The sequence below is a fragment of the Pseudomonas sp. RC2C2 genome (genome assembly GCF_018390435.1).
GTDB classification, from domain to species: Bacteria; Pseudomonadota; Gammaproteobacteria; order Pseudomonadales; family Pseudomonadaceae; genus Aquipseudomonas; species Aquipseudomonas donghuensis.
Map to the genome: position 1 here is coordinate 780,010 of NZ_JAHBAX010000002.1, position 25,883 is coordinate 805,892.

The following is a 25,883-nucleotide window of genomic DNA, read 5'->3' on the forward strand; positions in this document are numbered from 1 at the left end:
CAACCGCAACCTATCGCCCGCCTGCTTCCAGCGCATCGGCCAGAAAGTCCACAAACACCCGCACCTTCTGCGGCACATGCCGATGACTCGCATACAGCGCAAAGATCGAGCGTCGCGGCATCGATTGCCCAGGAAGCAATTGCACCAACTGCCCACTGTCGAGCAAGGGCTGGGCAATGAACGAGGGCAGGGCGCCAACACCCAGGCCGGCCAGGAGCATGTCGCTCAACATCAGGCTGTTATCTACCGCCAGGCGCACGGGTAGCTCCAGGCGGCTGTTGCCTTGTGGCCCCTGCAAATGCCAACTGCCGGGATGCTCCGCCAGACGATAGGCCAGGCAGCTATGCGCGCGCAGGTCGTCGACGCTCTGCGGCGTGCCATTGGCCTGCAGGTAGGTCGGCGCAGCACAGATTATCTGCGCAACGTCGCCCAGGCGCCGGGCAACCAGCGAGGAGTCCGGCAAGTGGCTGCGAATCCGCAGCGACACATCAAACCCCTCGCTCACCACGTCCAGCAGGCGGTCATCGAGCGTGAGCTCGACCTTGAGTTCCAGGTAGCGCTGCATGAATTCCACCAGGATCGGCGACAGCACCTTGAGCCCAAACGATAGCGGTGCGTTCACCCGCAAACGCCCGCTGGGCTCGCTGGAACCGCTTTGGGTCGCGCGCTCCAGGGCGTCCAGTTCGTCGAGCAGGTGGCAGCATTCGCTGAAGTAGGCTTGACCCGCCTCCGACAGGCTCATGCGGCGGGTTGTGCGCAGCAGCAACAGGCTGCCCAGGCGCGCCTCCAGTTGCCGCACTTGCTTGCTCACCGCCGCAGTGGATTGCTCCAAGTCGACAGCCGCCAGGCTGAAGCTGCCACGCTCAACCACACGGCGAAAGGTACGCATGCCCAGCAATACATCCATATAATTTCTCTTGGGTTGAATATCAATTAACCAGACGCCTGATTATCTATTATTTCACGGCTAATACCATGAGCACTTCCCCAATGAGGAGTAATCCCATGCAGCAGCGTTCGTGGATAAAAAAACTTGCCGGACTGACCGTCCTGTCGGTGCTCGGCGCACTGGGCAGTGCTGTGGCACTGGCCAAGCCCGAGGTAGGTATCAGCCCCTGGGGCGAGAAGGACGAAATCGGCCGCCTCAACCTGATGACCCCGCAATCGCAGGCGGCAATCATGGCCCGGGTCAACGGCGCCCAGGCCTACGATCTCGCGGTGGAGTACTTTGTCGGCATGCCCAGCTGGCAAGCTGCAGGAGATCCGCCCTACCAGATGTGGATGACCCATACCCCCCACGGCAACGTGATTGCCGACCCGATGCAAGTCGGCGAACAGATGAACCAGCACGTCAGCTACAGCGGCTCGGCGATTTCCATGTATGCGCACATGGGTACCCATATCGACGCGCTTAACCATTTCGGCCTCGATGGAAAAATCTGGAACGGCTTCAGCGCCGACGAGCACCTGGGTGATCGTGGCTGGCGTGTCACGGGCGCAGAGAAACTGCCGCCGATCATCGCTCGCGGGGTAATGATCGATGTCGCGGTGGCCAAGGGTGTGGAGCAGTTGCCGGACAACTACCGCATCACCCGCAGCGATCTGCAGCAGGCGCTTGAAAAGCAGGGCGTGACGCTGGAGAAGGGTGACGTGGTGCTGATCCGTACCGGACGCATGCGCGACTATGAACACGCCCAGGCCTACATGGCCAACCCGCCGGGGCTGAGCCTGAATGCGGCGAAATTCCTGGTCAAGGACGGTGGCGCCATGGTGGTCGGGGCCGACAACCTGAGCTTCGAGACCTTCCCCTCGGAAGTCGAGGGCAACTACCTGCCCTTACACACCTATCTGCTGGCCATGCAGGGCGCTCCGATTATTGAGCTGGTGAATCTGGAAGGCTTGTCGAAGGACCGTGTCTATGAATTCGCCTTTATCGGTGCTTCCTTGAAATTGCGTGGCGCCGATGCGGCACCGATGCGGCCCATGGCCTTACCGGTCCGCTGACGGTGGGGCGCCACGTTCTTACAGGCGGGTCGACGTGCTGTTAGCAGGGTTGCGCCGCCAGGCTGTTACTGACCTTGCGCCCCAGCACCAGCACCGTGACAAAGCCGCAGCCCACCAGGGCCGTGGCCAGGCTCAGCAGCACCGAGCTGCCCAGCTGGTCTACGATCCGCCCGCCGAAGAACGAGCCCAAGGCGATGATCACCTGAAACATGGCGACGAACAGGGGCATGCCGCGTTCGACATCCTTGGGCGCCACCACGAACATCCAGATGCTGGCGCAGGCGGGGAAGGCGCCGAAGGCAAAGCCCCAGAGCGCGATCAGCATCGCGGCGCCGGTCATGCCGGTGGCGAAGTACGGGAACAGGGCGGTGCTGGTGCCGATCATCAGTGCCACCAGCAACAGGGTGTGACGCACGCTTCGGTTGGCGGCAAAACCGGCGAAGATGTTCCCCGCCACCCCGGCCACCCCATACAGCAGCAACAGTGAACCAATGGTCGGCCCATCGAAGCCTGAGCTTTGTTTGAAGAAGGGGGCGACATAGGTGTACGCGGCAAAGTGCGCCAGGCCAATCAGCAATACGGCGATCAAGCCCACCCGCGCTTGTGGATGGATGAACAGGGTCGGCAGGTCGCTGATGCGAATCGCCTTGTCGGGGTTGAGCCGCGGTAGTAGGAAGACTTGCGCCAGCAGCACCGGTACGCCCACCAGTGCGGTGACTAGGAACGTCATGCGCCAGCCCATCAGACCGCTAAGCCAGGTGCCTACCGGCACGCCGAGCACGGTAGCTAGAGTTACACCGATCATGATGATTGAGGTGGCCTGCGCAACCCCCACGCCCTTGGGCGCCAGACGTCCACTCAGGGCAATAGCGGTAGCCCAGAAACCGCCGATGCTGATGCCCAACAGCACGCGGCCGAACAGCAGCAGGCCGAAGTCGCTGGCGTAGGCCACCACCGCGTTGGCGATGATCATGATCAGCGTCAGGCCGATTAGCAGATAGCGACGATCCAGCGCGCCGATACCCACCGACAGCAAGGGCGCGGCGAGGGCGGCCATTATGCCTGGTAGGGTGACCATCAGGCCGGCTTGGCCGGCACTGATGCCCAGGTCGCTGGCGACATCGTTGAGTACACCGACCGGAAGAAACTCACTAGTCACCAGGGCGAAGGCCCCCACAGCGACCGAGAGAATCGCCAGCCACTGCTGTTTGACGCTCTGTTGATTATGTTCGGGACGGCCGTGAGAGGCCTGGCTGGGGCTTGGCATGGTGTGCTGGGTTCCAAGAGGGACTGCCGCCTGAGGCGGGCGAGCGGGGGGAATTTGCAGGCGATTGTATGAGAAGGGCTTGGCGAGCCGACAGGCAGGCGGCTCGATAGTAATCATCAGTGTGATCGATGAAGGGCGGAACAGAGCAGTGTTCAGGCGGAGGCTTTAATGCCGCTCCGTAGCGGTATACCAGGAGGGGCAGTGATTAAAGGCTATAGGGGGGCCAAAGAGCATTTGGACATGGCTCTAGGCCGGTAGTTTTAAATCGAATGGCTCAGAGTATACCCCCAAAAATATCCCGATACCCCCACAAGGATGATCGATCGCGAATCGCGATTTCTGACAGTTAGGAGGTGGTACAGGATGGTTTTTAGTGTACATCCACGTCGGTGTGGCCGGAAGCAGGGTCGCGTCTGTCATGGAACCGATTGTCACGAATGATCGCAGAAATCAACAAACATGTAGAACAGCTCGGCGCAATCTTGGCAGCCACCTGTCCGTCGTGGTGTGCTTCACCACTGAACTCGCAGCTGCGTTACTTCGTTGAGCCGAGGCATAATTCGTGATGGTCTACCCAACCCAGGCTTCGGACTCCCTCAGGCCCTGCGCCATTCGCGGCGGCAGGCAGTCAGTGCCTCGGTTAGGATGCTGATGAAAGCCGCCATCGCCAGCGCCAGGCGGCCTTGTGCACTGGATTTCATCGCGACACCTCCAGCGCGCCATAGACTGCATCGCGCAACTCGGTGACGAAGCGACCGGACATGCCTTCGTACAGGGTGTTGGTGAAGGCGACCACGCTTAGCCGCTGTGCCCGGTCCACGAACCAGGAATGGCCGTAGGCTCCGCCCCAGCGCCAGGTACCTTCTGATTCCGGGGAGTCGGCCAGTTGAGGGTCGCGCAGCACCGAGAAGCCTAAGCCGAAACCGAAGCCCGGCGCATCGGACAATTCCAGTCCACTGGTCTGATCACAGCTCATTTGCTCGATCAATTCGACGGGCAGGAGCTTGCCACAACCCTGGCGTAGGGTTTCCAATAGACGCAGGAAGTCTCCGGCCGTGCCCGCCATGCCCGCGCCGCCCGAATGGAAAGCACTTGCATCGAAGATACGGGCTGGGCTATAGGCGATGCCGACTGTGCCTTCGAAGACCGAGACCATCTCGCCCTCGGCCAGTTGATGCGGCCGTGGCGTGTCGTTCACATAGACGGTGGCCATGCGCTGTGGATCGCACGCGACGAAGCCGGTATCGACCATGCCCAGCGGGCCTGTGACCAGTTGGTGCACCGCCTCGTCCAGCGATATGCCCAGGATGCGCTCGACCAACGCGCCCAGCACATCAGTCGCCAACGAGTAGCCCCAGGTCGTGCCCGGCTCGTAGAGCAGTGGCACGCTGGCGAGGCGGCGTAGGTTCTCCTCCAGGCTGATGCCGGACGTATCCATCCCGTCCGAAACGCCCGCCTGCGCGTAAGGGCCATTCGCATCGGCCTCGAAGAAGCGGTAGCCGAGACCCGCTGTGTGGCTGAGCAACTGACGCGCAGTGATGCGGCCTGGGCGGCCGTCAGGCAGCCGGGGACGGAACGCAGGTAACCAGTGATTGATGTCTTCGTCCAGGCCGAGCCGGCCTTGCGCCACCAGGACCAGCGCTGCGGTGGATACGATGGGTTTGCTCACTGAGGCCAAGCGAAACACCGTCTCCAGGGTCATCGGCCGCATGCTGTTGCGGTCGGCCAGGCCTGCGGCCTGCTGGTGGATCAGCTCGCCGTCGCGTGCCAGCAACACGACCGCGCCGACCAGTCGCTCGTCGTCCAGTGCCTGCTGAACGACACTCTGGATGCGGGCGGATAGATTTGCGGGTGGAACGCCCCGGTACAGGGGTAATGTGGAATTCATCGCGGGAATTACCTCAATTCAATAGGCGATGCCCTGACGATAGAAACCCTGCGACTAAAGAGAAAGTAGGCTGCAGTTCCTTAGTGTGCGGAGAAATTTGTCCGCAATTGAGATGTGAAATGGACAGGCTGAATGGCTTTGTTGTGTCCGTACAGGTCGCCGAGACGCGTAGTTTCGTAGGCGCCGGTCGGCTGCTGGGTAGGCGGCCTCTGCCATCGGCAAGAGCGTCGCGCGACTGGAAGAGACGGGCGTGCACCTATTACACCGCAGCACGCGCAGCGTCACGCTGACGGCTGAGGGTACGTTGTTCCTGGAGCGCAGCCGCCGCATTCTGGCCGTGATTGAGGTGATGGAATTGGAGTCGTCTCAAGCTACCGCCGCATCTCGCGGACACTTATGCGTGAGCCAGCCGCTGATTGGCTCCTTGGTACACTGGTTGAAGTTATGTCAGTTGCTGTCGGCCGTGAATGAGTCCAGAATCAAGTCTATTCCTATTTTAGGAATGACAGAAAACCCTTAGATTTCAACAGCTCGGAAGCTAGGTGCGAGTCTCGTTTCCCGCTCCAAGATTCAGAAAAATACCTCAGCGTGATATGCATTGCGCTGGACGTTCGAGCGCGTCAGTCGGTAGGCAGGTGAAACTGCACCTCCATGGCATCATGAAGGAGTCGGACGACCTCGATCACGTCGTCGTTTGCCACGCGATAGAACACGACATGGCGCGGGCTTTTGATCGTTCCATGGGGGTGTTTAGCCAGTTGGCGTGAGTAAATGAGGTGATAGCTGCGAAGGCTCGGTGCAGGCTCATCGCGGTCGTGGCTGCCAATGCGATAGGGCGTGTCGGCGATAGTTTGTAATGCGGAGAGGATCAGCGCCTGGTAGCGCTGGCGTGCTTGATGGCCGAACTGCGTCTGGGAGAGCCTGAGGATGTCGACAATGTCGGCGCGCGCCGCGTTGGAAATCCGATACTGCGGCATGCTCAATGTTTCTCGCGCGCGGGGAGGGTGGCCTCCAGGCTCAAGCCCTCGAGGTAGTGCTCCAGATCCCCTTCGTTCAACTGAGTAAAGCGCCCGTGCTCAAGATCCATGATGCCGATCGAGGTCGCCTGACGCAGGGCCTCAATTTTGGCAGTGTCTTCGGCGATGCGCTGCTCCAATAGACGCAAACCTTCTCGCATCACTTCGCTGGCATTCTGATAACGGCCGGACTGCACCAGGTCCTGGATAACCTGATCCTGGTGAGGGGTGAGCACAACGTTTCGCGTCGCCATAATGAGCTCCAGCGTTCGGCAATCAGGTTCTTTCGATCAATGGCATATTATGCCAATTTACCCGCGAACACATAGTTTGGGAGTTGTATCTGACGAACTGTGTAGCACGGGGTCATCCTTTGCGCCGAACAGCGCCTGCAGACCCGGACCGCATGTGCACAAAGTCCAAACAAGGCTGTCGCAGGCGGGACGTCGTGGACAGCTTGATTGGTGCGGGCCTTGGGCCCTCAGCTTGGCCAAGCCTTGTTTGATGTTGTAGTGGTCTGATATCCAATCCGCCTATCAACAACCCGTGCAGTCGTAGCGAGGCAAAGGGACGGATTGGGTCTCTCGGTGTCTGCTGGTTGTCTATAATTTTTCAGAATCACACCGCTTTGGCATCGACTACACGACCGGGATAGAACGAGCATGTCCTCAGAGAATGAGCTTCCACTCGGGCCCGACACCTTATTTGACGACGCCGATTGCGGCCTGTTGCTGGCGGCAGCAAATGGGAGAATCGAACGGGCCAATCTAACTTTCTGTCGCTGGATCGGTTTCGGTCGGGAGGAACTGCTGGGGAGAACAATTCAGAGTCTAATGACCCTGGAGTCCAGGACCTTTCATCAGGTCTACTGGGGACCTCTAATGCAGATTCAAGGCTCAGTAGCCAATGTGAAATTTGATCTTGTTCATCGAGCAGGCTACTCAATCCCCATGATGCTCAGCGCCATTAGTTGCGAGCATTCAAACGGCATATTTCATGAGTTGACACTATTTAAAGCTGAAGATCGGCGAAGGTATGAGCGGGGGCTGGTTAATGCTCGAATGCTCGCTGAAGGGCATTTGGCCAAAAGTCTGAAAGCTCAAAGGTCTCAAGAGATCACGCAAGGTAAGCTGCGGACAATTTATGCCGCCGCCGAAGGTCGGGCGCTCTTCGCCGAACAGATGGTCGGGATCGTAAGCCACGATCTGCGCAATCCGCTTTCGGCAATCAGAATGGCGGCTGAAATTTTGTCACGTCGTGATCAGGATGCCAAGTCTATCCAGATGCTGGGTCACATCACCCATTCGGTCGAGCGGGCTCAGCGACTTGTAGCTGACCTGTTGGATTTTACGCTCGTACAGGTTGGTCGCGGGATCGCCGTGGTTTGTGCGCCTCTAAGCTTCCACGAGGTCGTTGCAGACTGCCTTAAGGAAATCCGGCTGTCGTTTCCCAGGAGCAATTTGGTTCATGTACACAGCGGCCAGGGGGATTTCTTTGCAGACAGTGATCGGTTGTATCAGATGGTCGGTAATCTTGCGGCTAACGCCATCGCCTATGGCGCAGAGGGCTCCACTGTCACGGTGTCTACCCATGTTGAGGAAGAAACCGTCACCATTTCCGTGCACAACGTCGGAGCGCCGATTCCCACTGGGCTTCTGAAAAATCTATTCGAGCCTATGATTCGCGGTAGCCATGATAACGCAGAGCTACGCAGCGTGGGACTGGGGCTGTTTATCGTTCGTGAAATTGTAAGGGCTCATCATGGTGAAATCACTGTCAGTTCCACTGTTGAATTGGGTACTACATTCACCGCGACCTTCCCGCGGCTAAGGGCTATAACTTAGGGCGCTGGGTGGTAGACAGAGGGGATTGTGTTCGGTCGGCAGGACGTCTGAGGAGGGAGGTTGTGGTTATCCACCAAGGTGTTTAGGACTGAGATAAATACTAGGGTCTGTACGAAATATGCCTGCGCGACACTTATGCTGCGTTGAAAGCAGATTCGGAATGCTCATTGACAGCCAGTCAAGTCGTGCGCGACCCCGGCCGTTGCTCGCCTGTTTTCGCCTTGCCTAAGCGCCGTTCGGCGATTTTTCGTACAGGTCTTAGCCCAGCTAAACGTAGGGTTGACCACCAAATCCCCTTGGGAGTCGCTGCAGCCCCGGCATGGCGGTGAGCTTGTCCCTCCAGGCTTCGCGCCAATTACTAGCGATGTGAAGGCCCTTGGCTTTCCGCGCGGCTCTGCGCGCTGCGTTGCGTGCATCTTTGCGGGCATCTTTGAATGCGTCGGTGCTACGACAGCTGCGGCATTTCACCCGCGTCAGTTCAGTGGTTGAGATTAGATTATCGCCATGATGGCCGCAGGCGAGATGTCCGGCGACCTTGAAGTGAGTGATCATTGGTGAGCTTCCTCGTGGTAAGTGCGGTGCTGGGAGCAATCCGATACGTGGTGCGGGAAGTGCCCCCAGTAATCCAGTTTTCCGAGTCTGACGGATAGTGGGCCGATGTTCTGTTCGCTGAAGCACATACCTGCGGCAGAGAGTGGACTGAGCCGGTGCTGGCCGGCCAGGAAAGGGCACATCAGCGTTAGTGCAAGGGTTGGTCTTGCCGCTCATACCACTTCATCAGAGGCAGAACCGACATGCCGTGTACCACGATAGAGACAGTGACGGTCACCAACGTCAGCGTTATCAATTGTTGAGCCAAGGTGGGGGGCAGACCATGGCGAATGGCGAACATCAGGTAAAAGATGGAACCTATTCCTCGTATCCCGAACCAGCAGATCATCATGCGCTGTGGTTTGGGCACGTATTCACCCAGCATCCCAATCGCAACAGCTAGCGAGCGCAGGAGCATGAACAACAAGGGTATGAACCACCACAACGCTGGCCAATACACCACGTAGGGCAGTAATGCCCCTACGAACAGCACCATCCCAAGCTCGGCCAGCTTTTCGAGTTGTTCATTGAACCCGATCACTGCGTTGGTCATGGTCGCGCTGGCATGGTGGGAGTGCGTGGCCAATGCCTTGTAGGCGTGGCCGCTCACACCAGGTCTCGTGCTCAGTGATGCCGCGTCGGGCTGCGGTTGTTCCTTGACCCTTTGTAGCGCCAGACCCGCGGCGAATACTGCCAGGAAGCCGGATGCCAGGCTCAGTTGCGCAGCGCCATAAGCCATCGCCAGCAGACCGAGTGAGAGGAATTCGTCCAGACCTACGGCCAGTCTATAGCGCGTACGCAGGTGAACAACGAGGCTACCGATGATTGCACCTAACGTAACGCCGATCAGCAGGCCTCCTGCTGTGGCCCAGATCAGGTCTATTGCCCACCAACGCCAGCCACCTCTGCCGAGGTCGTGCAGCCCCAGGAGCCCGAGGCCTAGTATCACGAAGGGGAACGCCGTTCCGTCGTTCAAGCCACCTTCCCCGGAAAGGCTGAAACGCAGGCGATCTGGATGTACTTCACTGTTAGTTTGCACCCCTGAGGCCAGCACAGGGTCTGTCGGGGCAAGGATGCCCCCTAGCAACACAGCTGCCCCCAGCGGAAGCCCCAGTCCCCAGAAACCGACGGCTGTGATAAGCCCTACCGTGAGTACCATGGATATGAGCGCCAAGCGTAGCGGCAGCCTCCAGCTTCGGTCGGAGAATGGAACAGCCCCCATCTTTAATCCCACATTGAACAGTGAGATAAGCACTGCGACCTCGGCGACCCATTCCAGCACATCGGCATGATGCGCAGGGTCCAAGGTGATCACCGCGAACACCGCAGGTCCTAGCATGTAGCCGACTAGAAGGTAGACCATGGCGCTGCTCAACAGTAACCGAGCGAGTAGGGTTGCCCCCAGCACCATGGTGATGAGTAAAGTCCCGAGGAGTAGTGACCATAGGGCAATAGACATGGCAGTCAGTTAACCTGGAGCGCGTTGTAACCTTGTCTAGCATCCTCTACCGGAGGGCCAGGTACTACAGAAAATTGAGTCCCTATGCCCACGTCGCCGGTAGGTGGAAATCCCCTGCGGGGCTATCATTGTGAAAGCGCGTGTGTTCGCAGGCCATTGGCACCGTTGGAGAAACCATGTCTGAGCTTCCCCACCCGCTGCAGAACCGTCTGCTGGCGGCCTTACCCATAGAGATTCAAGAGCGGCTGATTCCCCAGTTAGAGTTGGTGGCCTTGCCCTTGGGCAAGGTCGTGTATGAGTCAGGTGATTCTCTGCAGTATGTCTATTTCCCTACCGACACCATTATTTCCCTGCTTTACGTGATGGAAGACGGTGCCTCGGCGGAAATATCCGTGGTGGGCAACGAAGGGCTCGTTGGTATAGCCGTCTTCATGGGCGGCGAAAGCACCCCAAGCCGGGCTATTGTGCAGAGCGCCGGGAACGCCTACCGGCTGGCGGGGCAGCGCCTGAAAAGTGAGTTCAACCGGCATGGTGAAATGATGCAGCTGCTGCTGCGCTACACCCAGGCGTTAATTACTCAAATGGCACAAACGGCAGTGTGCAACCGCCATCATTCAATCGACCAGCAGCTTTGTCGTTGGTTGTTGCTATCGCTGGATCGCTTGCCGAGTAATCAGTTGATCATGACCCAGGAGCTGATCGCTAACATGCTTGGCGTTCGCCGCGAGGGCGTCACGGAAGCTGCGGGTAAATTGCAGAAACTCGGTGTGATCGAGTACAGCCGTGGTCATATTGAGGTGTTAAATCGCGCGAAGCTTGAAATGCTGTGTTGCGAGTGTTATGCAGTTGTAAAGAAAGAAACCGATCGTCTTCTTGTGCATACTGCCTTCAGCCAAACCACTTCGCACTGAACAGGTCCAACAGCCAGGCTCACAGTGCGCCTGTGTACCTGTCACTATCGTGCTATCCCGTCGTGAGGCTTGTAAACGAAGAGCTTTCCTGTTTCGGCTGTCATGGTGTATTGCTTGGCCCAGTCGGGCGTTACGCCTTTGCTATGACGTGTGCCATCGCATACCTCAACCCAGGCGTGATTTTCAGGTTTCGGTGTTGATCGCGCGATAGCATTCGCATGACGCAGCCTCTAATCCCTTGCGGTCAAGGATGGTAATGTCACCGCGGGTGTATCGAATCAAGTTGCGCTGCTGCAGTGCACCAGCAGCCAAGGTCACTCCACTGCGCCTTACGCCAAGCATGTTGGCCAGGAGTGCGTGTGTTAGATAAAAATGGTTGGCGTGCGCACGGTCATGGGCCATCAGTAGCCAACGTGCTAGACGCGGCTCGATCTCATGGAAATGGATGCAGGCTACCGATTGCGCCAGTTGCTTGAGCAACTCATACAAGTATTTGTTCAGCCGATGCAACAGCAAGGGGTTATCGCGGAGCGCGACCTGCAACTGCGCGCAACTCATTCGCAGGCTGCTGCCGGCCCCGTGTACGATCGCGTGCATGGGGGCAGTGTCGATCCCTAGGGCAAGGGTCGCACCGAGCATGCCTTCATAGCCGATCAGACCTATCTCAAGGGGGGGACGGCCGCGCAACCCCGTCATCAGGGAAATAAATGCGGTACCTGGGAAGTACACATGCAGCAGGGGCTGGCCGGGCTGACACAACACCGTACCAAAGGCCAGGTCGACGCGCTCGCACTGATCCACTATTGAGTTATAGCCCTTTTTAGACAGGCCCTGGAGCAGTCGGTTCTCCACCTGCCGTGGTGTTTTGGCTAGCACGCGTTTGTCCTGCAGCACTGTGACGGTGGCAACAGAGGTGCTGTATGGCCTCGTGCAGAAAGTCTGGACGACGTTCGCCTAACAGTTTGTTCGCTACAGCACGCTCTCGTGTGGTTGCGAGAGTGCGTTCAGCGCTCTGTACGCCGGCCACGCTGTTTGTGTTTCCTGAATGCACCAGACTATTGAGTTGGATCAGCGATTCAAATCTTCTTTCAGGTCCCCGAGACCCGCTTGAATAGCGCCAACGGTTTTCTCAATCTTTCCTCGTTCCTCCAGGTGTTCGTTGCCAAAGGCTTTGCCTGCGACTTCCTTGATCGTACCTTCAATTTTTTTAACCCTGCCTTTTACTTGATTCTTGTTCATGGTGCTCTCCAGTGTCGGCTTGCAATACAGCGTGCTTGTTGTCACGCGTTTATAGCGACCACGTACAAGAGGTTCGGTGCAAAAGAGTTTTAAGTCTGTACGGCAACACACATACCTGCAGACCAGTGGTCCGGAACTGTTGTTGTACTCACTTGTTTCTGGCACCCATTGTTTCCAACGATGTGTACTGTGTGCGGTGCCGTACAGATCGCCGCCAGTAAAGGGTTCACTCTGGTGTCGTTATATCGTTGGGCATGCGCGACAGCGATCAAACCTGTTCTTTCGCGCACTTGAGGAAATAGTCATGGGCGTGGGTACAATTCTATTAATCGTCTTAATCCTGCTACTGATCGGTGTGCTCCCGAGCTGGCCGCACAGCAGGAACTGGGGATATGCACCGACTGGCGGGTTGGGTATCGTGGTAATCATTGTCCTCGTATTGCTGCTGATGGGGTGGATATAACCGACTGGCCGCTGTCAGTCGCACAACCAACGATCACTTCCTTTCTATTGCTGGTATTGGAGTTCAACAATGAAAAATTCATTGCGATTGTTGTTTTCGATAGTTTTTGTCGTTTTGTCATTGGCATCAGCAGGTCTCATTAACAGCGCGAGTGCTGCAACGGCCGCTGACCTAGACAAGGACTCCCAACAGGCCTTACAGATACTCTACAAGGCACACCCATTGGCCGAAACCATGTCGCGCACCGCCAAGGCTGTGCTCGTATTCCCCAACATCGTCAAGGCGGGCCTGGTGTTTGGTGGTAGTTATGGTGAGGGTGAGTTGTTGATAGGTTCTAAAGTAGACGGCTATTACAACTCTGTGACGGGCTCCTGGGGGTTGCAGGCAGGTGCGCAATCCTACGCTTATGCCGTGTTCTTGATGACCGACAAAGCCCTTCAGTACGTGCGTGATACGAAGGGCTGGGAGGTCGGCGTAGGGCCCACTGTCGTGGTTGTCGATCAGGGCGTGGCGAAAAATTTATCGAGTTCGTCGTTGCAACAGGATGCCTATGCGTTTGTCTTCGATCAGCAAGGATTGATGGCGGGTATCAGCATTGAGGGCACCAAGATTTCGCTCATCAAGCGCTAGCCCAGCGCACGCCCCGATCACTGTCGGGGCGTTCATCTCGGGAGCAATGCCGATGAATACCCTGACCATAGAAGGCTGGTGTAAGACCAGTAGCGAGGATACACCCATTGAACTGGGGCAAATCCATTTTCACGTCAGTGGGGCGGATCATCTGCGGCTTGAGGAGGCTGAAGAACAGCTGAAAAGGACCCAAGCGTCCGAGGTGATGGTCGATGTCGATATCAGTCAGATGGATTTGATCCTGCCTCAGGAGTGTGGCCCATTATCTGATTGCCAATTTCGGGTTTATTTAAGTGCTCGTGACCAACGCGGTCAATTTCATTTGGTCGGGCATCGTGCTGCTGACGGTGCGCTGTTCTACAGCAATGCGGTCATGGTTGATCAATTGGGTTGACTGTGTGGGCGCATGTCTACTTCCGGTGACTTTGCTCATCACCGACTCCAACGCTCATTGCCGTCAGCATCTCGGGGGGATTGATTATGACATCCCCGCTGCTTTCATCAGGGCCTTGGTATTCTACGGTTGCGCTCCACACCGCGTTGCCTCCCGTATATTGCCAGATGCGCTCCAGCAGCTTTTTCCTATGGCTGACTCAGCGCAGGGATTCGGATGGAAGTGGGAGGAGGGCCTACAGATGTCCGTATCCGGCTGCCCGGGTGAAGTCGGCCAAATGCCAGATATCACCGTTCGCCCCCCAAGTTCCGTCAACAACCTCCTCGATCTGTATCGAGCTCAGCAACTGGCGCTGATCCTCCGCTGCCAGGCTCGATTGTATGGCGCAATGCAGTTCACGCACGTAGCGCTGACGCATCGGTGCATCAAGAACGCCGGCAGGCACCTTGACGATGACAATGCAGGGGACAACCCGGGCATGAGGAGCAACGCCTGCGCACAGCCATTCATCGGCCTGAACTTCCTCGATGAGCACCCAGCACAGCGCACGCTGCTGAGGGGCATCGCCCATGTGCTCATTAAGCATTGCCACGTCGCTTACGCTTCGAAGCAGTTGCTGGCGCTGTGGCTGGTTGAAAGCGCCGGTAGGCACCTTGATCAGGATATTTGGCATGGCGAAACCTCGCGGTTAACTGGAGGCGCTATTGGGCCAGTTATTGCTCTACTCGATAAGTGACCGATTCGTCTTCTTTCGGGCATAATCGGACAATGTACGATTTCACTGTCCTCGTCTTTCCCGGGGCGTTCGCCTCGAGCGTCGCAGCCACCCTGGACATCCTCGGCACCGCCGCCACACTTGCGCAACGGCGCGGCCTTGCCGTGCCACGCTGGCGCGTTTGTGGGCCGCAGCCAGGGCTGATTACGCTGGGCCAAGGCATGCTGCTGCAGGTTGACGCGCTGACCACAGACGTCGAGGACAACTCCTGCTGGGTCATTCCGGGCCTTGGCATCAGCGACTTCGACGCGCTGCTGCAGCGTCTTGAGGACGACTGGGTCCTTCAGACACTGCCAGCGCTGAAGGCGCATGTGAATCAAAGCAAGGAGATTGCAGCCTCGTGCTCGGCGGTCTTTCTCCTGCATGCCGCAGGGCTACTGACGGGGCGACGGGTGACGACGTCCTGGTGGCTCGCCCCTTGGCTGTCGAGCATTGCGCCTGACTGCATTGTCGACCCCAATGTCATGGTGCTCTGCGACCCGCCCTTGACGACCGCCGGCGCAGCCTTCGCGCAAACTGACCTGATGCTGCACCTGCTGCGCAGACGTCTGTCACCGGAGCTCGCCGACGTTGTGGGCAAGGCCCTTCTACTCGATGGCCGGCAGTTGCAATCCCCATTCATCAACCCGGCAATCATGGCCCAGGGCAATACGCTGGTCGCCAACCTCACCGCCTACATAGAAGCACGACTGCCCCATCCGCCCAGTGTCCCGAGCCTTGCAGCGTACGTCGGCATGTCTGAGCGAACGCTGTCCCGGCACCTTCAAAAAGCAACCGGTCTTTCAACTCGGAATTTGATCCAGCGTGTACAACTGAACAGGGCCCGCGTGCTGCTGGAAACCAGCAGGTACTCCGTTGAATTCATCGCCGAGCAGGTCGGATATCAGGATGCCACAGCCCTACGGCGACTTATGCGCCGCCTGTTGAACGCCTCCCCAAAACAACTGCGCCAGTAACCTCTCTCTCTGAAGATCTCGTCCGCAGACAGCTCGTAGCAGAAAGCTTGCACGATCGCCAAGGCGCTGAATTTATGCTTAGGTGCAGCGTACTCTCATCCACCTGTTGAGGCTCAGGGCCTGCTATGCGCAGTCCTGGTGGTGCAGGGTGAATAGGCGTGAAGGCCACGCTCATTGAGCCCCGTCGTCAGGTAGAGTACCTGTGCATGCTTCAGAGGCCGGCAGTCTGTAAGGAGTGCCCGAACATATAAACAGCAGACTGCGCTGGAGTAGCCCCGGCTTCGACGTTTGACGCGCCGATAAGGGTGGGCTTGCAGCTGCGTGGTGTGACGGGTCTTTATTGGCGGAATTGATTATATGAAGTTGTTTAGACCGTTGCTTCAGCGGCCGGTGGCGTTGTTATGGGGAGGGCTGGCGCTATCTTCGATCGGCGACGAGTTGTTCGCGATCGCCGTCGCCTGGATGGCAGTGCAGATCGCCGGCACCGATGCGAGTTGGCTTAGTGCGTTGCGCGGTGGGGCCGCGTTGGCGGGGGCGCTGCTGGGAGGGATCTGGGCTGAGCGTTGGGACCATCGGCGCACGATGATCGGTGCCGACCTGACGCGGGCCGGGCTCGCCCTGCTTCCGATGCTGGCCTGGACGCTGGGCATCATGAGCCTGTGGATGCTGGCAGTGCCGGTCATGCTCATGATGATTGTCAACGCTTTGTTCGAACCGGCCTTGCGCGCCAGCCTGCCACGCATTGTCGTGGCGTCGGACCAGTTGCAGGCCGTCAATGCGCTATTCGACGCGATCATCCGGGTGGCTCGAGTGATCGGGCCGATGCTGGCCGCGGCAATTACGCTGCTGATTCCGCTTGAGCATCTGTTTACCCTCAATAGCCTGACTTTCCTGATCTCGGCTTGGGCGGTGATGAAGCTGAGCAAGGCATTGCCTCGTCAACCGCTCAAGGTGACGAGCCGGCGTGCCGCCTTCACTGCCGGTTGGCGCAGCCTGGTCGGTCGCCGGCAGATGCAGGCGGTGTATGTGTGTGCTGGATTGGGCAACATCGCCTGGAGTCTGGGCATTTCTATCGGCATGGCGCTGGCCGTGGTCAAATACGACATCCAGGGCTTCGGTGTACAGGACTTTGCCGCCTACGGCCTGATCATGGGCGCCTATGGCTGCGGCAACCTGATCTCTATTTTCGTCGTCGGGAACCTGCATATCCACCGCCTGTATGGTGGCTTTACCTTCGGCTCCGTGGTCAACGGCCTGGGCATTGCGACGATCGGTGCGGCGGTGATGTATTTGCCAGCGGAGTACGTCCTGGCCGGGATGATGTTCGGCGCCGGCCTGGCCGCGCTCGGTGGGCCACTGATCGACATTTCATTCATTCTGCTGATTCAAACCACATTCAGGCAAAGCGAGATCGCCGGGCTGGCAAGGTTGCGCTTTGCTGCGCTGGGTGCCTCCATTCTCATTGCCGGGGCCTGCGGCGCGGCACTTTATGCGCGGTTCGAAACCGGTATGGTCATCCTCGGTAGCGGGATTTTCGAAGTGATCGTCGGTGCGATGGTATTGCTCGTTCCCAAGGACAATGAAGCTGCCTGAGGCTCATTACTTTTCCGAGGAGGAAATAGCCTGGAAAAGGAACGCCATGTTGCCTCCAGCGACGAGAAAAACATCACCCGGTTCATCGAACTTCTTAGCCAGCCCGTTATCCCTGGCTATTGGTGCCAAGACGCGACGGCGGGCTGCAACGCGATTGGCCAACCCTGGTTGAAGCCTCCCGAATTACCTCATTCTTATACTGATGCCCTGACCACCAATGGACAATCCACTGGCTGAGCTCCCGATTCCTCGAGGCTGTCGATCAAGTGCCGGGCAGCCTTGCGACCGATTTCGTAGTACGGCAGTTGCACCGTGGTCAGCGGCGGGATGAACAGCTCAGCAATACCGATCATGTTGTCGTAGCCGAGCACGGCGACATCGTCGGGAATTTTCAGACCACGGCCCAACAGCACTTGATAGGCACAAAAAGCAATGCGGTCGTTGCCACAGATCAGAATGTCGAATTGGGGACGACCATCAGTGATGTGCCGGTCGAGGATGGCTGCGGTTTCACCATAGGCGTCATGATCGGACAGGTCGTACTGCAGGAGTGCGTCAGGCGCCAGTCCGAATGCCTGACAAGCACGCTGCATGCCTTTCTGACGCAGCCCCCAGGCCAGACTCTGTTTGGGCAGGTTGATAAACAGAGGACGCTGATAGCCTTGGCTCAATGCGTGATGCACGGCTCGATACTGCCCCGTTTCGTCGTCGGGCACATAACTGACCAGGTGGCTGTCGTCCGCCAGGCAATTGGCGAGTACCAGGGGTTTGCTCTTCAACCGCTCGGGAATGCACACCTGGCGCAACCCCATGGCGCTGAAGATCAACCCGTCAGGGCGGTGTGACAACATAAGGTCGATGTTCTGGTCGGTAGGCGGGTTGCTTAGCAGGTTAAGGATAAAGACGTTCCAGCCTGCTTGCTGCGCGGTCTGTTCGATGGACAGCAGCAGCTCGACGGCGAACGGTGTGGTCGCAGTGTCCAGCGCGAACACACCGATGGTTCGTGTCTGGAGGTTGTCGCCGCGAATCTTGCGCGCCGACAGGCTCGGAACGAATTGCAGTTCATCAATGGCGCGACGTACCCGCTGATAGGTTTCGGGGCTCAATTTTTCCGGATTGTTGAGCGCTCTAGAAACCGTCATCAGGGACACGCCGGCCAGTTGTGCAACGTCTTTCACTGAAGTCATGCGAGGCGAGACCGGTCAGGTTTGCGGAGAATCATGACACATGGCCTGCGCTTCTTGCGATCCGAATGACGCAGCTCATAGCCATCCCGAGGCGAGAGGCCATGCTCTGGGAATGCAGACACGCCCGCCATTCCCGCTTGCAAGGAGCTTCACCCCCAGACTGTCGGGCTGCGGATAGAGGCGACTGCTGAGGCTAAAGCACCCGCTTTCGTCGAACACCTCGATGGACGAGCGATCCAGGAACACGCGCAGTTCGAGTCGCTCCTGCCTTGCGTCTATCGCCACACTGCGCTGACCTGTGGCTTGCGCACCCGAGTGGCTGCGGTCAAGCACCAGACGACGTAACGACGCATCATAGTAGAGTAGGGTTTCTTCATGGCCATCGTCGCTGCAGCGCAAGGCGATTCCTAAGTGCCCATCGGTGCAGCCGAGCAAATCCAGATGCACATGGAGTTCGAGCATATCGCCCTTCACTTGCGGCACCCACCGGGTTCCCGACCCATCCCACCACGGCGTACTCGGCAATGGCGCCTTGCGTAGAGCGCTGAGCTCCCGTGCCGGATACACGTGCAGGCGATCTGCGCGCAGTTCAAGTTCGCGCGGTAAACCGAGCATGCCGCACCAGTGATGGGCTCTGCTCGGCATCGGGCTTTCCCACATGTCGAGCCACGCCCACAAAAGTCGTCGACCATCGGCGGCTATCAACGTTTGCGCTGCATAGAAATCGTGGCCGTTATCCAGCTCGATAAAAGGCCCGCCAGTGAAGTGCCACTCGCTGTTGAGTCGGCCCACTCGATAACCGGTCTGGTACTTGTTGAGCCGTTCATAACCTTGGGGTTGCATGCCTTGGGGGGAGTACAGCAGCACATCGCGTCCGTTCAGTCGAAACAGATCCGGGCACTCCCACATGTAGCCATCACCCTCGCTGCCACTGGACACGTAATCGAGGAACTCCCAGGTGAACAGGTCCGTAGAACGGTACAGCGGGAGCAGCGGCCTATCGCCCAGACGTGCGCCGGCAATGAGGTACCAAAAGTCATCCTCTTTCCATACCTTGGGGTCACGAAAGTGCATTATCGTGTCGTGCGGCGCGGTCTCGATGACTGCGCCCTGCTTGACGAACCGGATGCCGTCGATACTGGTGGCCAGGCACTGTACTTGACGGATCAAGCGTTCGTCACCCACTTCCCCCAGCCAGGTGTGTCCGGTGTAGATCAGTGCGAGGGTATCCCCGTACACCACCGCACTACCGGAAAAACATCCATCACGGTCGAAGTCATCGCCGGGTGCCAGTGCAATGGGCAGGTGCTGCCAATGAACCAGATCGGCGCTTTTGGCGTGCCCCCAATACATCGGGCCCCATTTCGCTTCGAAGGGGTAATGTTGATAGAAAACGTGATATTCGCCACGAAAGTACACGACCCCGTTAGGGTCGTTCATCCAACCTGCCGGGGGAGCGATATGATAACCAGGCCGATAATCCTGGATGACACGAGACAGGCCGTCACTCAGTGCCTGCTGCGCAAGATCAAGGGAAGAAGACATTGGATCGCTCATGTTGTTCGAAGACAAGGTCATAGGGCCGGTGCTCGGTCTGAGCGCAGAGAGACATCATTCGGACGGGTTTCAATGGCTTGTGGATGACGCTCCAAGACCGTACCGTCGTTGTCGAACAGGTGCAGGTTGTCGATGTCCAGCTGCAGTTCGACCCGATCGCCCGCCTGCCAGCCGGCGCTGACCTCGCAACGACAGATCAGTGGCTCCTCCTGGCCTGTTTCGAGGTGCACATACGTTTCGCTGCCAAGGTATTCGACCCCGGCCACGACGATCCCGACTGCCCCCCCTGCCGCTTTGAGCGAAACATGCTCCGGGCGAACCCCCAGGCTCAGTAACGTGCCTGCCGCCAGGTGTGAGCTGTCGAAGGGTAGGGAGGTCATACCCAAAACGGGGGTATCGACCAGGCTGGTTTCGCCCGGGGTATGCAGGCGCGCCGCTAGAAAGTTCATTTTTGGCGAACCGAGAAAGCCGGCGACAAAGCGGCTCGCTGGGCGCTCATAGAGTTCGCGCGGTGAGCCGATCTGCTCTATATGACCGCCATTGAGCACAACAATTTTGTCGGCAAGGGTCATCGCTTCCACTTGATCGTGGGTGACGTAGATCATGGTCGAGCTCAGTCGAGCATGCAGCCGGGCGATTTCGTTGCGCATCTGCACCCGTAAAGATGCATCCAGATTGGAGAGGGGTTCATCGAACAACAAAATGTCCGGCTCCCGCGCCATGGCTCTGCCCATTGCTACACGCTGACGCTGTCCTCCAGACAGTTCCTTTGGTTTGCGTTGCAGCAATTTGTCCAATTGAAGGATCTGCGCTGTTTTCAGCACGCGTTCGCGCAGGGTGCTCTTTTCGGTCTTGGCCAGTTTGAGGCCAAAGCTGATGTTGTCGTAGACGCTCATGTGCGGATACAGCGCATAAGACTGAAACACCATGCCGACGCCACGCTCACGCGGTTCCAGGTCGTTGACCCGTTGCCCGTCGATCAGCAGGTTGCCGGCGCAGATCGAATCCAGTCCGGCGATCAGCCGCAGCAGGGTCGACTTTCCGCAGCCCGAAGGGCCAATGAAAACTACGAATTCACCCGCAGCGATCTCCAGGTTAACGTCGCGAAGTATCTGCATGCCGCCCAGTTGCTTGTTCACGTTGTCTAGTTTCAGTTTGATCACGATGCTGTTCCTTGTACTTGTTGGGCATCAACCCTTTAACGCGCCGGCAGTGAGACCGGATACGATTCGGCGCTGGAAGATCAGCACCAGAATTACCAGAGGGACGGTGACCAGCACCGATGCGGCCATCAACAGCCCCCACGGCAGTTCATGGGGGCTACCGCCGGAAATCAAGGCAATGGCGACCGGCACCGTGCGTTGCGTGTCGGTGAGGGTGAAGGTCAAGGCAAACAGGAACTCGTTCCACGCTGCAATAAAAGCCAACAAACCCGTGGTGATCAGTGCAGGCCATAGCAGCGGCAACAGCACCCGGGTAAGGGTTACCCAGGGCGAAGCGCCATCCATGATTGCCGCTTCTTCCAGTTCATGTGGCAGTTGGCCCATGAACGTGGTCAGCACCCAGACGGTGAACGGCAGGGTGAAAATCGTGTAGCTCAGGATCAATGCCCAAGACGTGTTGTACAGGCCCAGGGCACGTATCACTTCGAACAGCCCCGACAGCACGGCAACCTGGGGAAACATCGACACGCCAAGCACCATCATCAATACCGTGCCACGCCCACGGAACTTCACCCTTCCTAAGGCATAGGCGGCGGTCACACTGAGGAACAGCGCCAGGGTCACCACGCAAAGCGCAACCACCAGCGAGTTACCGATCGCTCGCAGGAATGAGGCTTGGTGGAGTACCGCCGCGTAATTGGAGAAGTCGGGGCTTTCGACCCAGTAGCTCACCTGGAACAAGGCACCAGACGGCTTTAGCGAAGTCACGATGGCATAGTAGAAAGGGAAGACCGCATACAGCAGCAAAACCCCGATCAGACACCAGAACCCGAGACGTAACAGCGTTTTTTTGAGTAGGCGCAGGCTCATGACCGAACCTCCATTTGACGGCGTCCGAGGTAGAGATAAAGCATGGCGATTACCGCAACGACCAGAAACAGCAGAGTCGAGGCCGCGCTGCCATAGCCAACATCCTGGAACTCCACCAGGTGTTGGCGGGCATAGACCGACATGCTCATGGTGCTCGAAGAATTCGAGGTCAGCACATAGATCACGTCGAACACTCGCAGGGAATCGAGGATGCGGAAAATCGCCGCCACCAACAATGCAGGCATCAACAGAGGAAGCGTGACACGCCAGAACACCTTCAGCGGGTGAATGCCATCGACCCTGGCGGCGTCGTAGCAATCGCTCGGCAACATCTGCAAGGCCGCCAGCATCAGCAGCGTGACAAACGGGACGGTCTTCCAGACATCGACGATGATCACCGCCCACATCGACAGATCCGCATCTGCCGTCCAGGCCAGGGGCGCGTCAATCAGGCCGACGCTCAGCATCAGGTGATTGATGATGCCGAACTGGTCGTTGAGCATCCACGACCAGATCTTCGCCGAGACAATGGTAGGAATCGCCCAAGGAATCAGAATCAACGCACGCACCAAGGCACGGCCGGTGAACTTGATGTTCAACAGCAACGCCACCAGTAGGCCCAGGACGACTTCCAGTCCCACTGACACCACGGTGAAATGCAAGGTGTTGCGAACAGCGTTCCACCATTGAGGATCAACCAGGATGCCTGACCAGTTGGAACCGTTGTGGAGCAGATAATTGCTCAAGCCTACGAAGGATCCTTCACTGGTGTCCGCCAGGTTGGCGTCCGTCAGGCTGAACCAGAATGTGCGCAGTAGCGGCCAAACCGCCACCAGAGCCAGACACAGCAACATCGGTGTCAGAAACAGCCAGGCGGTGCGTACTTGGCGGCGCTGTACAGGCGTTTCCCGGGTGAGCAGGAGCTGCTCACGGGGGGCATGGGTAGTAGAGACAGGCATGGCGATTTCCTTCCTTGTGGCTTACCAGCTCCGACGTTTGATGCGAGTGAGCTCACTTTCCAGTTCGCTCAGTGCCTGATCGACAGGCTGTTCGCCCGCCAGCACGCCATGCACTCGATCGAAGAACGCATTGGAGACCCGTGGATAGCGATCGGCGGTTATTGAGGAGGGGCGCATCACCCCATCGTTGAGAATGCTGTGCAGCTGACTGTAATAAGGCATTGCCGCGAGCAGGTCGGGATCTTGATACAGCGACTCGATAACCGGGTTATAGGCGCCGACCAGGGCACGATGTTTCTGCTGCTGGGCACTGCTCAAGTAGCTCACTAACTCTGCGGCAAGTTTGGGATGGGCGCTGTAACGCGATACTGCCAGGCCCCACCCGCCGAGGGTGGAGGCATGGGTGCCGGTTATGCCGCCACGGGGCAGGGGGGCGACCCCGACCTTGTCTTTTACGGCACTGTCCGGGCTTTGTACCAAGGCCCAGACATAAGGCCAGTTACGCATGAACAACGCATTTCCCGATTGGAATACGCCACGTCCTTCTTCCTCGGTGTAGTTGAGTACGCCTCGCGGGGAGATGTCTCCCACCCAGCTTTTCGCCAGGGTCAAAGCCGCTCTTGAGGCCTGAGTGTTGACCACGATGTCACCGCGTGGGTTGACCAGTCCGCCGTCCGGTTGGCTGCTGATCCACTCCAGCGCGTTACACGTCAGGCCCTCGTAGGCGCGTCCCTGAAAGATGTAACCCCAGGCATTGGGGTTCCCAGCAGTGCGCTCGGCCTGTTGAATATTCCTGGCGGTAGCGGTCATTTCCTCCCAGGTCTGGGGAACCTGCTGGTTGTACTTCTCGAGCAAGTCCTTGCGGTAATACAGCAGGCCCGAGTCGGTGAACCATGGCATCGTCACCAGCCGCCCGTTCACTGTGGCGTTATCCACCTGTGCCTGGAAGTAGCCCTGGGTAGCGTTGGCAGGAAGCACCTCGCGCAGATCCATCAGGTGTTTGGCCAGCATCCCCGGCCACACCATATCGATTTGGATGATGTCGATATCGGTGGACTGCGCACTGAGGATCTGTTGGTAGAACGACAGCCGCTCGGTCGCCGAATTAGGCGTGGAAACCACCTCGACGTTATTGCCGGTCTGTTTCGACCACGCCTCGACAGCCTCCTTGCAGAGTGCTAATTCCGCACCCACCGCACCGCACGAAATCGTCAAATCTGCTGCGCTCGAGGCGGATGGCAGTCCGGCGCAGAGGGTAATGAGTGCTGCTGGAAGGACAGATTTCAGCTGTTTCATTGCGTACCCTTTATTTTTGTTTTTAAAAAAGTTAACGTTAACATTGCCAAATGTAGCAGCGTCTTTGCGATGAGGCATCCTTTTTTTTGCGTCGATCGCAACAAATCGAAACGCACGTAGAAAGGGCTGGTCGCAGGAGCAAACAATAAAAACAAGACAGGAAACCCACATGCAGAAAGCATCAAGCTGGCTACTTGCAGGTGTGCTCGGCACATCGGCTGCGACCTCTGAGGCCGCGACTCTGGAAGAACGCATGGCCGCGTTTGAAGCCCGTGCCAGCGCAGCGGAAAAGCGCGCAGCCGCAGCCGAACAGCAGACCCAAGCACTCGCCAGGGAATTGCAGCAGCTCAAACGTGCAACGCCCACCTTGCCGCCTGCGTCTACTTCGACAGCGATAGCGATTGCGGCGCCCACGTTGGATGCCCGGGTTGCAACATTGGAAGCCCGTCAGCAAAGCATGGAGAAGCAGGGCAGCAGCGGACACCTTACTGACGGCTTCAGCTTCAAGGGCTACGCCCGTTCCGGACTGCTGATCAACGATGGGCGTGGCGGTGGTCGTGGTGGCCCTTATACAACCCCTGCCGGTTCGGTCGGCGGGGCCGTCGGGCGACTCGGTAACGAAGACGACACCTACATGCGCATAGACCTCTCGAAAGAAGCCTATGCGCAAAACGGCACCCGTTCCAAATTCACGGTTTCTATCGCCGATGGAGTGGAAAGCTCCAACGACTGGACGGCCAATGAAAGTAACCTGAACGTGCGTCAGGTATTTGCAGAGCTCGACCATCTTGCTGCATTCAAGGGTAATTCAGTGTTTGAGAACGCCACCCTGTGGGCAGGCAAGCGATTCGACAGGGATAACTTCGACATCCACTGGCTGGACTCGGACGTCGTCTATCTGGCTGGCACCGGGGGTGGAATCTACGATATGCAGATGAACAAGCACTGGCGCTCGAATTATTCCTTGATCGGGCGTAACTACGGGGATTTCAGTGAAGGCGGTATCAACGCCGATGTGGAAAGCTACATCCTGACCTCTAACCAGTTCTTTGATAATGGTCAGTGGCAGTGGATGTTCAATGCCATTGGCTCAAAGAAAAACGACATTGGCACCCGCAGCAATGAAGCGGGCCTGACGCCTGCGGATTCAGGCTTGCACAGCATGCTGGCCAATCACCAGAAAAACTTTCTTGGCAGGGAAGGCTTCTTCAAAACGGCACTGCTCTATGGGCAAGGTCTGGGTGCAGAGGTCAAGAACATCGGCTCGGATGGCGAACTGATCGACGATGCCCGCGCTTTGCGTCTGGCGCTTTACGGTGAGACACCCATTGCACCTGGCTGGCGCATCGGTCCCAGCGTGCTGGCCGAACAAAGCAAGGACAGATACGTCAAGGGTGACGACTACCGTTGGATGACCCTGAACGTGCGCTTGGCCAATGAAATCAACAGCAATTTCGAGATGGCCTACGAAATGAGCTGGCAAACCATGGACCTCGATCCCAAGGGCTATATGCAACGTAATGCGGTCGACGGTAACTTCTGGAAATTCACGGTTGCCCCGACATTCAAACCTGATGTTGGAGACCTTCTCACACGTCCCGAGTTGCGCGTGTTCGCAAGTCTCATGAACTGGTCTTCGGATCTGGACAGATACAGCGCCACAGACAACTTCGGCACGACGGACTTCAACGCCGGAGGTGTATGGCAATACGGTATACAGATGGAAACCTGGTTTTAATATTTGAACGCGTCGGCCACCCCGCCTTCACGCATCGAACCCGGCTTTTCACCCTGCGTATTGAGTCATTGTTTACCGGTCAA

General features: G+C 57.9%; 25 protein-coding genes and 1 pseudogene. 10 read left to right on the forward strand and 16 right to left on the reverse strand.

Features of this window, described 5'->3' with window-relative positions:
• Positions 1-10: 10 nt before the first annotated feature.
• Complete coding sequence (locus KHO53_RS22225) at positions 11-907, reverse strand: LysR family transcriptional regulator (RefSeq protein ID WP_213570875.1); 897 nt, start codon at positions 905-907, stop codon at positions 11-13.
• Positions 908-1,005: 98 nt separating this feature from the next.
• Between KHO53_RS22225 and KHO53_RS22230 the strand changes: the two genes are divergently transcribed.
• Positions 1,006-2,004: a cyclase family protein gene (locus KHO53_RS22230; RefSeq protein WP_010221882.1), complete on the forward strand. Its 999-nt coding sequence runs from the start codon at positions 1,006-1,008 to the stop codon at positions 2,002-2,004.
• Between the two features lie 40 nt (positions 2,005-2,044).
• Here the strand turns inward: KHO53_RS22230 and KHO53_RS22235 are convergent, their stop codons facing one another.
• Positions 2,045-3,271, reverse strand: coding sequence for an MFS transporter (locus KHO53_RS22235; RefSeq protein ID WP_213570876.1), 1,227 nt, complete (start codon positions 3,269-3,271; stop codon positions 2,045-2,047).
• Between the two features lie 697 nt (positions 3,272-3,968).
• On the reverse strand, positions 3,969-5,159 hold the full coding sequence (locus KHO53_RS22240) for a serine hydrolase domain-containing protein (protein WP_213570877.1): 1,191 nt from the start codon (positions 5,157-5,159) through the stop codon (positions 3,969-3,971).
• A gap of 119 nt (positions 5,160-5,278) precedes the next feature.
• Here KHO53_RS22240 and KHO53_RS25715 point away from each other — a divergent pair.
• Positions 5,279-5,589, forward strand: a pseudogene (locus KHO53_RS25715) (LysR family transcriptional regulator); the annotation flags it as partial.
• A gap of 190 nt (positions 5,590-5,779) precedes the next feature.
• Here KHO53_RS25715 and KHO53_RS22245 read toward each other — a convergent pair.
• Positions 5,780-6,136: a type II toxin-antitoxin system RelE/ParE family toxin gene (locus tag KHO53_RS22245; RefSeq protein WP_213570878.1), complete on the reverse strand. Its 357-nt coding sequence runs from the start codon at positions 6,134-6,136 to the stop codon at positions 5,780-5,782.
• A 2-nt stretch (positions 6,137-6,138) separates the two neighbouring features.
• Complete coding sequence (locus tag KHO53_RS22250; RefSeq protein WP_180925459.1) at positions 6,139-6,429, reverse strand: type II toxin-antitoxin system ParD family antitoxin; 291 nt, start codon at positions 6,427-6,429, stop codon at positions 6,139-6,141.
• A 408-nt stretch (positions 6,430-6,837) separates the two neighbouring features.
• Here KHO53_RS22250 and KHO53_RS22255 point away from each other — a divergent pair, with 408 nt between their 5' ends.
• Positions 6,838-8,019, forward strand: coding sequence for a PAS domain-containing sensor histidine kinase (locus tag KHO53_RS22255; protein ID WP_213570879.1), 1,182 nt, complete (start codon positions 6,838-6,840; stop codon positions 8,017-8,019).
• A gap of 267 nt (positions 8,020-8,286) precedes the next feature.
• Here the strand turns inward: KHO53_RS22255 and KHO53_RS25720 are convergent, their stop codons facing one another.
• Together KHO53_RS25720 and KHO53_RS22260 are read right to left on the reverse strand one after the other, a co-directional pair.
• Positions 8,287-8,571, reverse strand: a complete 285-nt coding sequence (locus tag KHO53_RS25720; protein WP_081839672.1) for a hypothetical protein — start codon at positions 8,569-8,571, stop codon at positions 8,287-8,289.
• Positions 8,572-8,758: 187 nt separating this feature from the next.
• Positions 8,759-10,069, reverse strand: a complete 1,311-nt coding sequence (locus KHO53_RS22260) for a cation:proton antiporter (protein WP_036995908.1) — start codon at positions 10,067-10,069, stop codon at positions 8,759-8,761.
• A gap of 176 nt (positions 10,070-10,245) precedes the next feature.
• Here KHO53_RS22260 and KHO53_RS22265 point away from each other — a divergent pair, with 176 nt between their 5' ends.
• Positions 10,246-10,980 (forward strand): Crp/Fnr family transcriptional regulator, encoded by a 735-nt coding sequence (locus KHO53_RS22265; protein WP_036995907.1) that lies wholly within the window; start codon positions 10,246-10,248, stop codon positions 10,978-10,980.
• Between the two features lie 183 nt (positions 10,981-11,163).
• On the opposite strand, the gene KHO53_RS22270 is transcribed toward KHO53_RS22265, so the two are convergent.
• Both KHO53_RS22270 and KHO53_RS22275 read right to left on the reverse strand, forming a co-directional pair.
• On the reverse strand, positions 11,164-11,856 hold the full coding sequence (locus tag KHO53_RS22270; RefSeq protein WP_103143295.1) for a Crp/Fnr family transcriptional regulator: 693 nt from the start codon (positions 11,854-11,856) through the stop codon (positions 11,164-11,166).
• 192 nt (positions 11,857-12,048) lie between these two features.
• Positions 12,049-12,219, reverse strand: a complete 171-nt coding sequence (locus KHO53_RS22275; protein ID WP_081839671.1) for a CsbD family protein — start codon at positions 12,217-12,219, stop codon at positions 12,049-12,051.
• 304 nt (positions 12,220-12,523) lie between these two features.
• On the opposite strand from KHO53_RS22275, the gene KHO53_RS22280 reads away from it, so the two are divergent.
• The 3 genes from KHO53_RS22280 to KHO53_RS22290 all read left to right on the forward strand — a co-directional run bounded on the left by KHO53_RS22280 (position 12,524) and on the right by KHO53_RS22290 (position 13,706).
• Positions 12,524-12,682 carry a DUF3309 family protein gene (locus KHO53_RS22280; RefSeq protein ID WP_036995906.1) on the forward strand — a complete coding sequence of 53 codons (159 nt, stop codon included), beginning with the start codon at positions 12,524-12,526 and terminating at the stop codon, positions 12,680-12,682.
• 69 nt (positions 12,683-12,751) lie between these two features.
• On the forward strand, positions 12,752-13,312 hold the full coding sequence (locus tag KHO53_RS22285; protein ID WP_036995905.1) for a lipid-binding SYLF domain-containing protein: 561 nt from the start codon (positions 12,752-12,754) through the stop codon (positions 13,310-13,312).
• Between the two features lie 52 nt (positions 13,313-13,364).
• Positions 13,365-13,706, forward strand: a complete 342-nt coding sequence (locus KHO53_RS22290) for a hypothetical protein (protein ID WP_036995904.1) — start codon at positions 13,365-13,367, stop codon at positions 13,704-13,706.
• 235 nt (positions 13,707-13,941) lie between these two features.
• Here KHO53_RS22290 and KHO53_RS22295 read toward each other — a convergent pair whose 3' ends face one another.
• Positions 13,942-14,379 (reverse strand): tautomerase family protein, encoded by a 438-nt coding sequence (locus KHO53_RS22295; protein WP_081839670.1) that lies wholly within the window; start codon positions 14,377-14,379, stop codon positions 13,942-13,944.
• 95 nt (positions 14,380-14,474) lie between these two features.
• Between KHO53_RS22295 and KHO53_RS22300 the strand changes: the two genes are divergently transcribed.
• Both KHO53_RS22300 and KHO53_RS22305 read left to right on the forward strand, forming a co-directional pair.
• Complete coding sequence (locus KHO53_RS22300) at positions 14,475-15,437, forward strand: GlxA family transcriptional regulator (protein ID WP_036995902.1); 963 nt, start codon at positions 14,475-14,477, stop codon at positions 15,435-15,437.
• Between the two features lie 357 nt (positions 15,438-15,794).
• Positions 15,795-17,030, forward strand: coding sequence for an MFS transporter (locus tag KHO53_RS22305; RefSeq protein ID WP_100782671.1), 1,236 nt, complete (start codon positions 15,795-15,797; stop codon positions 17,028-17,030).
• Positions 17,031-17,224: 194 nt separating this feature from the next.
• On the opposite strand, the gene KHO53_RS22310 is transcribed toward KHO53_RS22305, so the two are convergent.
• The 6 genes from KHO53_RS22310 to KHO53_RS22335 all read right to left on the reverse strand — a co-directional run bounded on the left by KHO53_RS22310 (position 17,225) and on the right by KHO53_RS22335 (position 24,062).
• The gene (locus KHO53_RS22310; protein WP_010221887.1) at positions 17,225-18,217 is read right to left on the reverse strand and encodes a LacI family DNA-binding transcriptional regulator; all 993 of its coding nucleotides are present in this window, start codon (positions 18,215-18,217) and stop codon (positions 17,225-17,227) included.
• A gap of 75 nt (positions 18,218-18,292) precedes the next feature.
• Positions 18,293-19,795: a glycoside hydrolase family 32 protein gene (locus KHO53_RS22315; RefSeq protein ID WP_026001237.1), complete on the reverse strand. Its 1,503-nt coding sequence runs from the start codon at positions 19,793-19,795 to the stop codon at positions 18,293-18,295.
• On the reverse strand, positions 19,792-20,937 hold the full coding sequence (locus tag KHO53_RS22320) for an ABC transporter ATP-binding protein (RefSeq protein ID WP_213570880.1): 1,146 nt from the start codon (positions 20,935-20,937) through the stop codon (positions 19,792-19,794). Before KHO53_RS22320 ends, KHO53_RS22315 begins: the two co-directional genes overlap by 4 nt.
• A 27-nt stretch (positions 20,938-20,964) precedes the next feature.
• A complete protein-coding gene (locus KHO53_RS22325; protein ID WP_010221890.1) occupies positions 20,965-21,807 on the reverse strand; it encodes a carbohydrate ABC transporter permease in 843 nt (280 codons plus the stop codon).
• A complete protein-coding gene (locus KHO53_RS22330) occupies positions 21,804-22,766 on the reverse strand; it encodes a carbohydrate ABC transporter permease (protein WP_213570881.1) in 963 nt (320 codons plus the stop codon). The genes KHO53_RS22325 and KHO53_RS22330 overlap by 4 nt, the downstream gene beginning before the upstream one ends.
• Positions 22,767-22,787: 21 nt before the next feature.
• Positions 22,788-24,062 carry an ABC transporter substrate-binding protein gene (locus tag KHO53_RS22335; protein WP_213570882.1) on the reverse strand — a complete coding sequence of 425 codons (1,275 nt, stop codon included), beginning with the start codon at positions 24,060-24,062 and terminating at the stop codon, positions 22,788-22,790.
• A gap of 169 nt (positions 24,063-24,231) precedes the next feature.
• Here KHO53_RS22335 and KHO53_RS22340 point away from each other — a divergent pair, with 169 nt between their 5' ends.
• Positions 24,232-25,800 carry a carbohydrate porin gene (locus KHO53_RS22340; RefSeq protein ID WP_213570883.1) on the forward strand — a complete coding sequence of 523 codons (1,569 nt, stop codon included), beginning with the start codon at positions 24,232-24,234 and terminating at the stop codon, positions 25,798-25,800.
• Positions 25,801-25,883 lie beyond the last annotated feature (83 nt).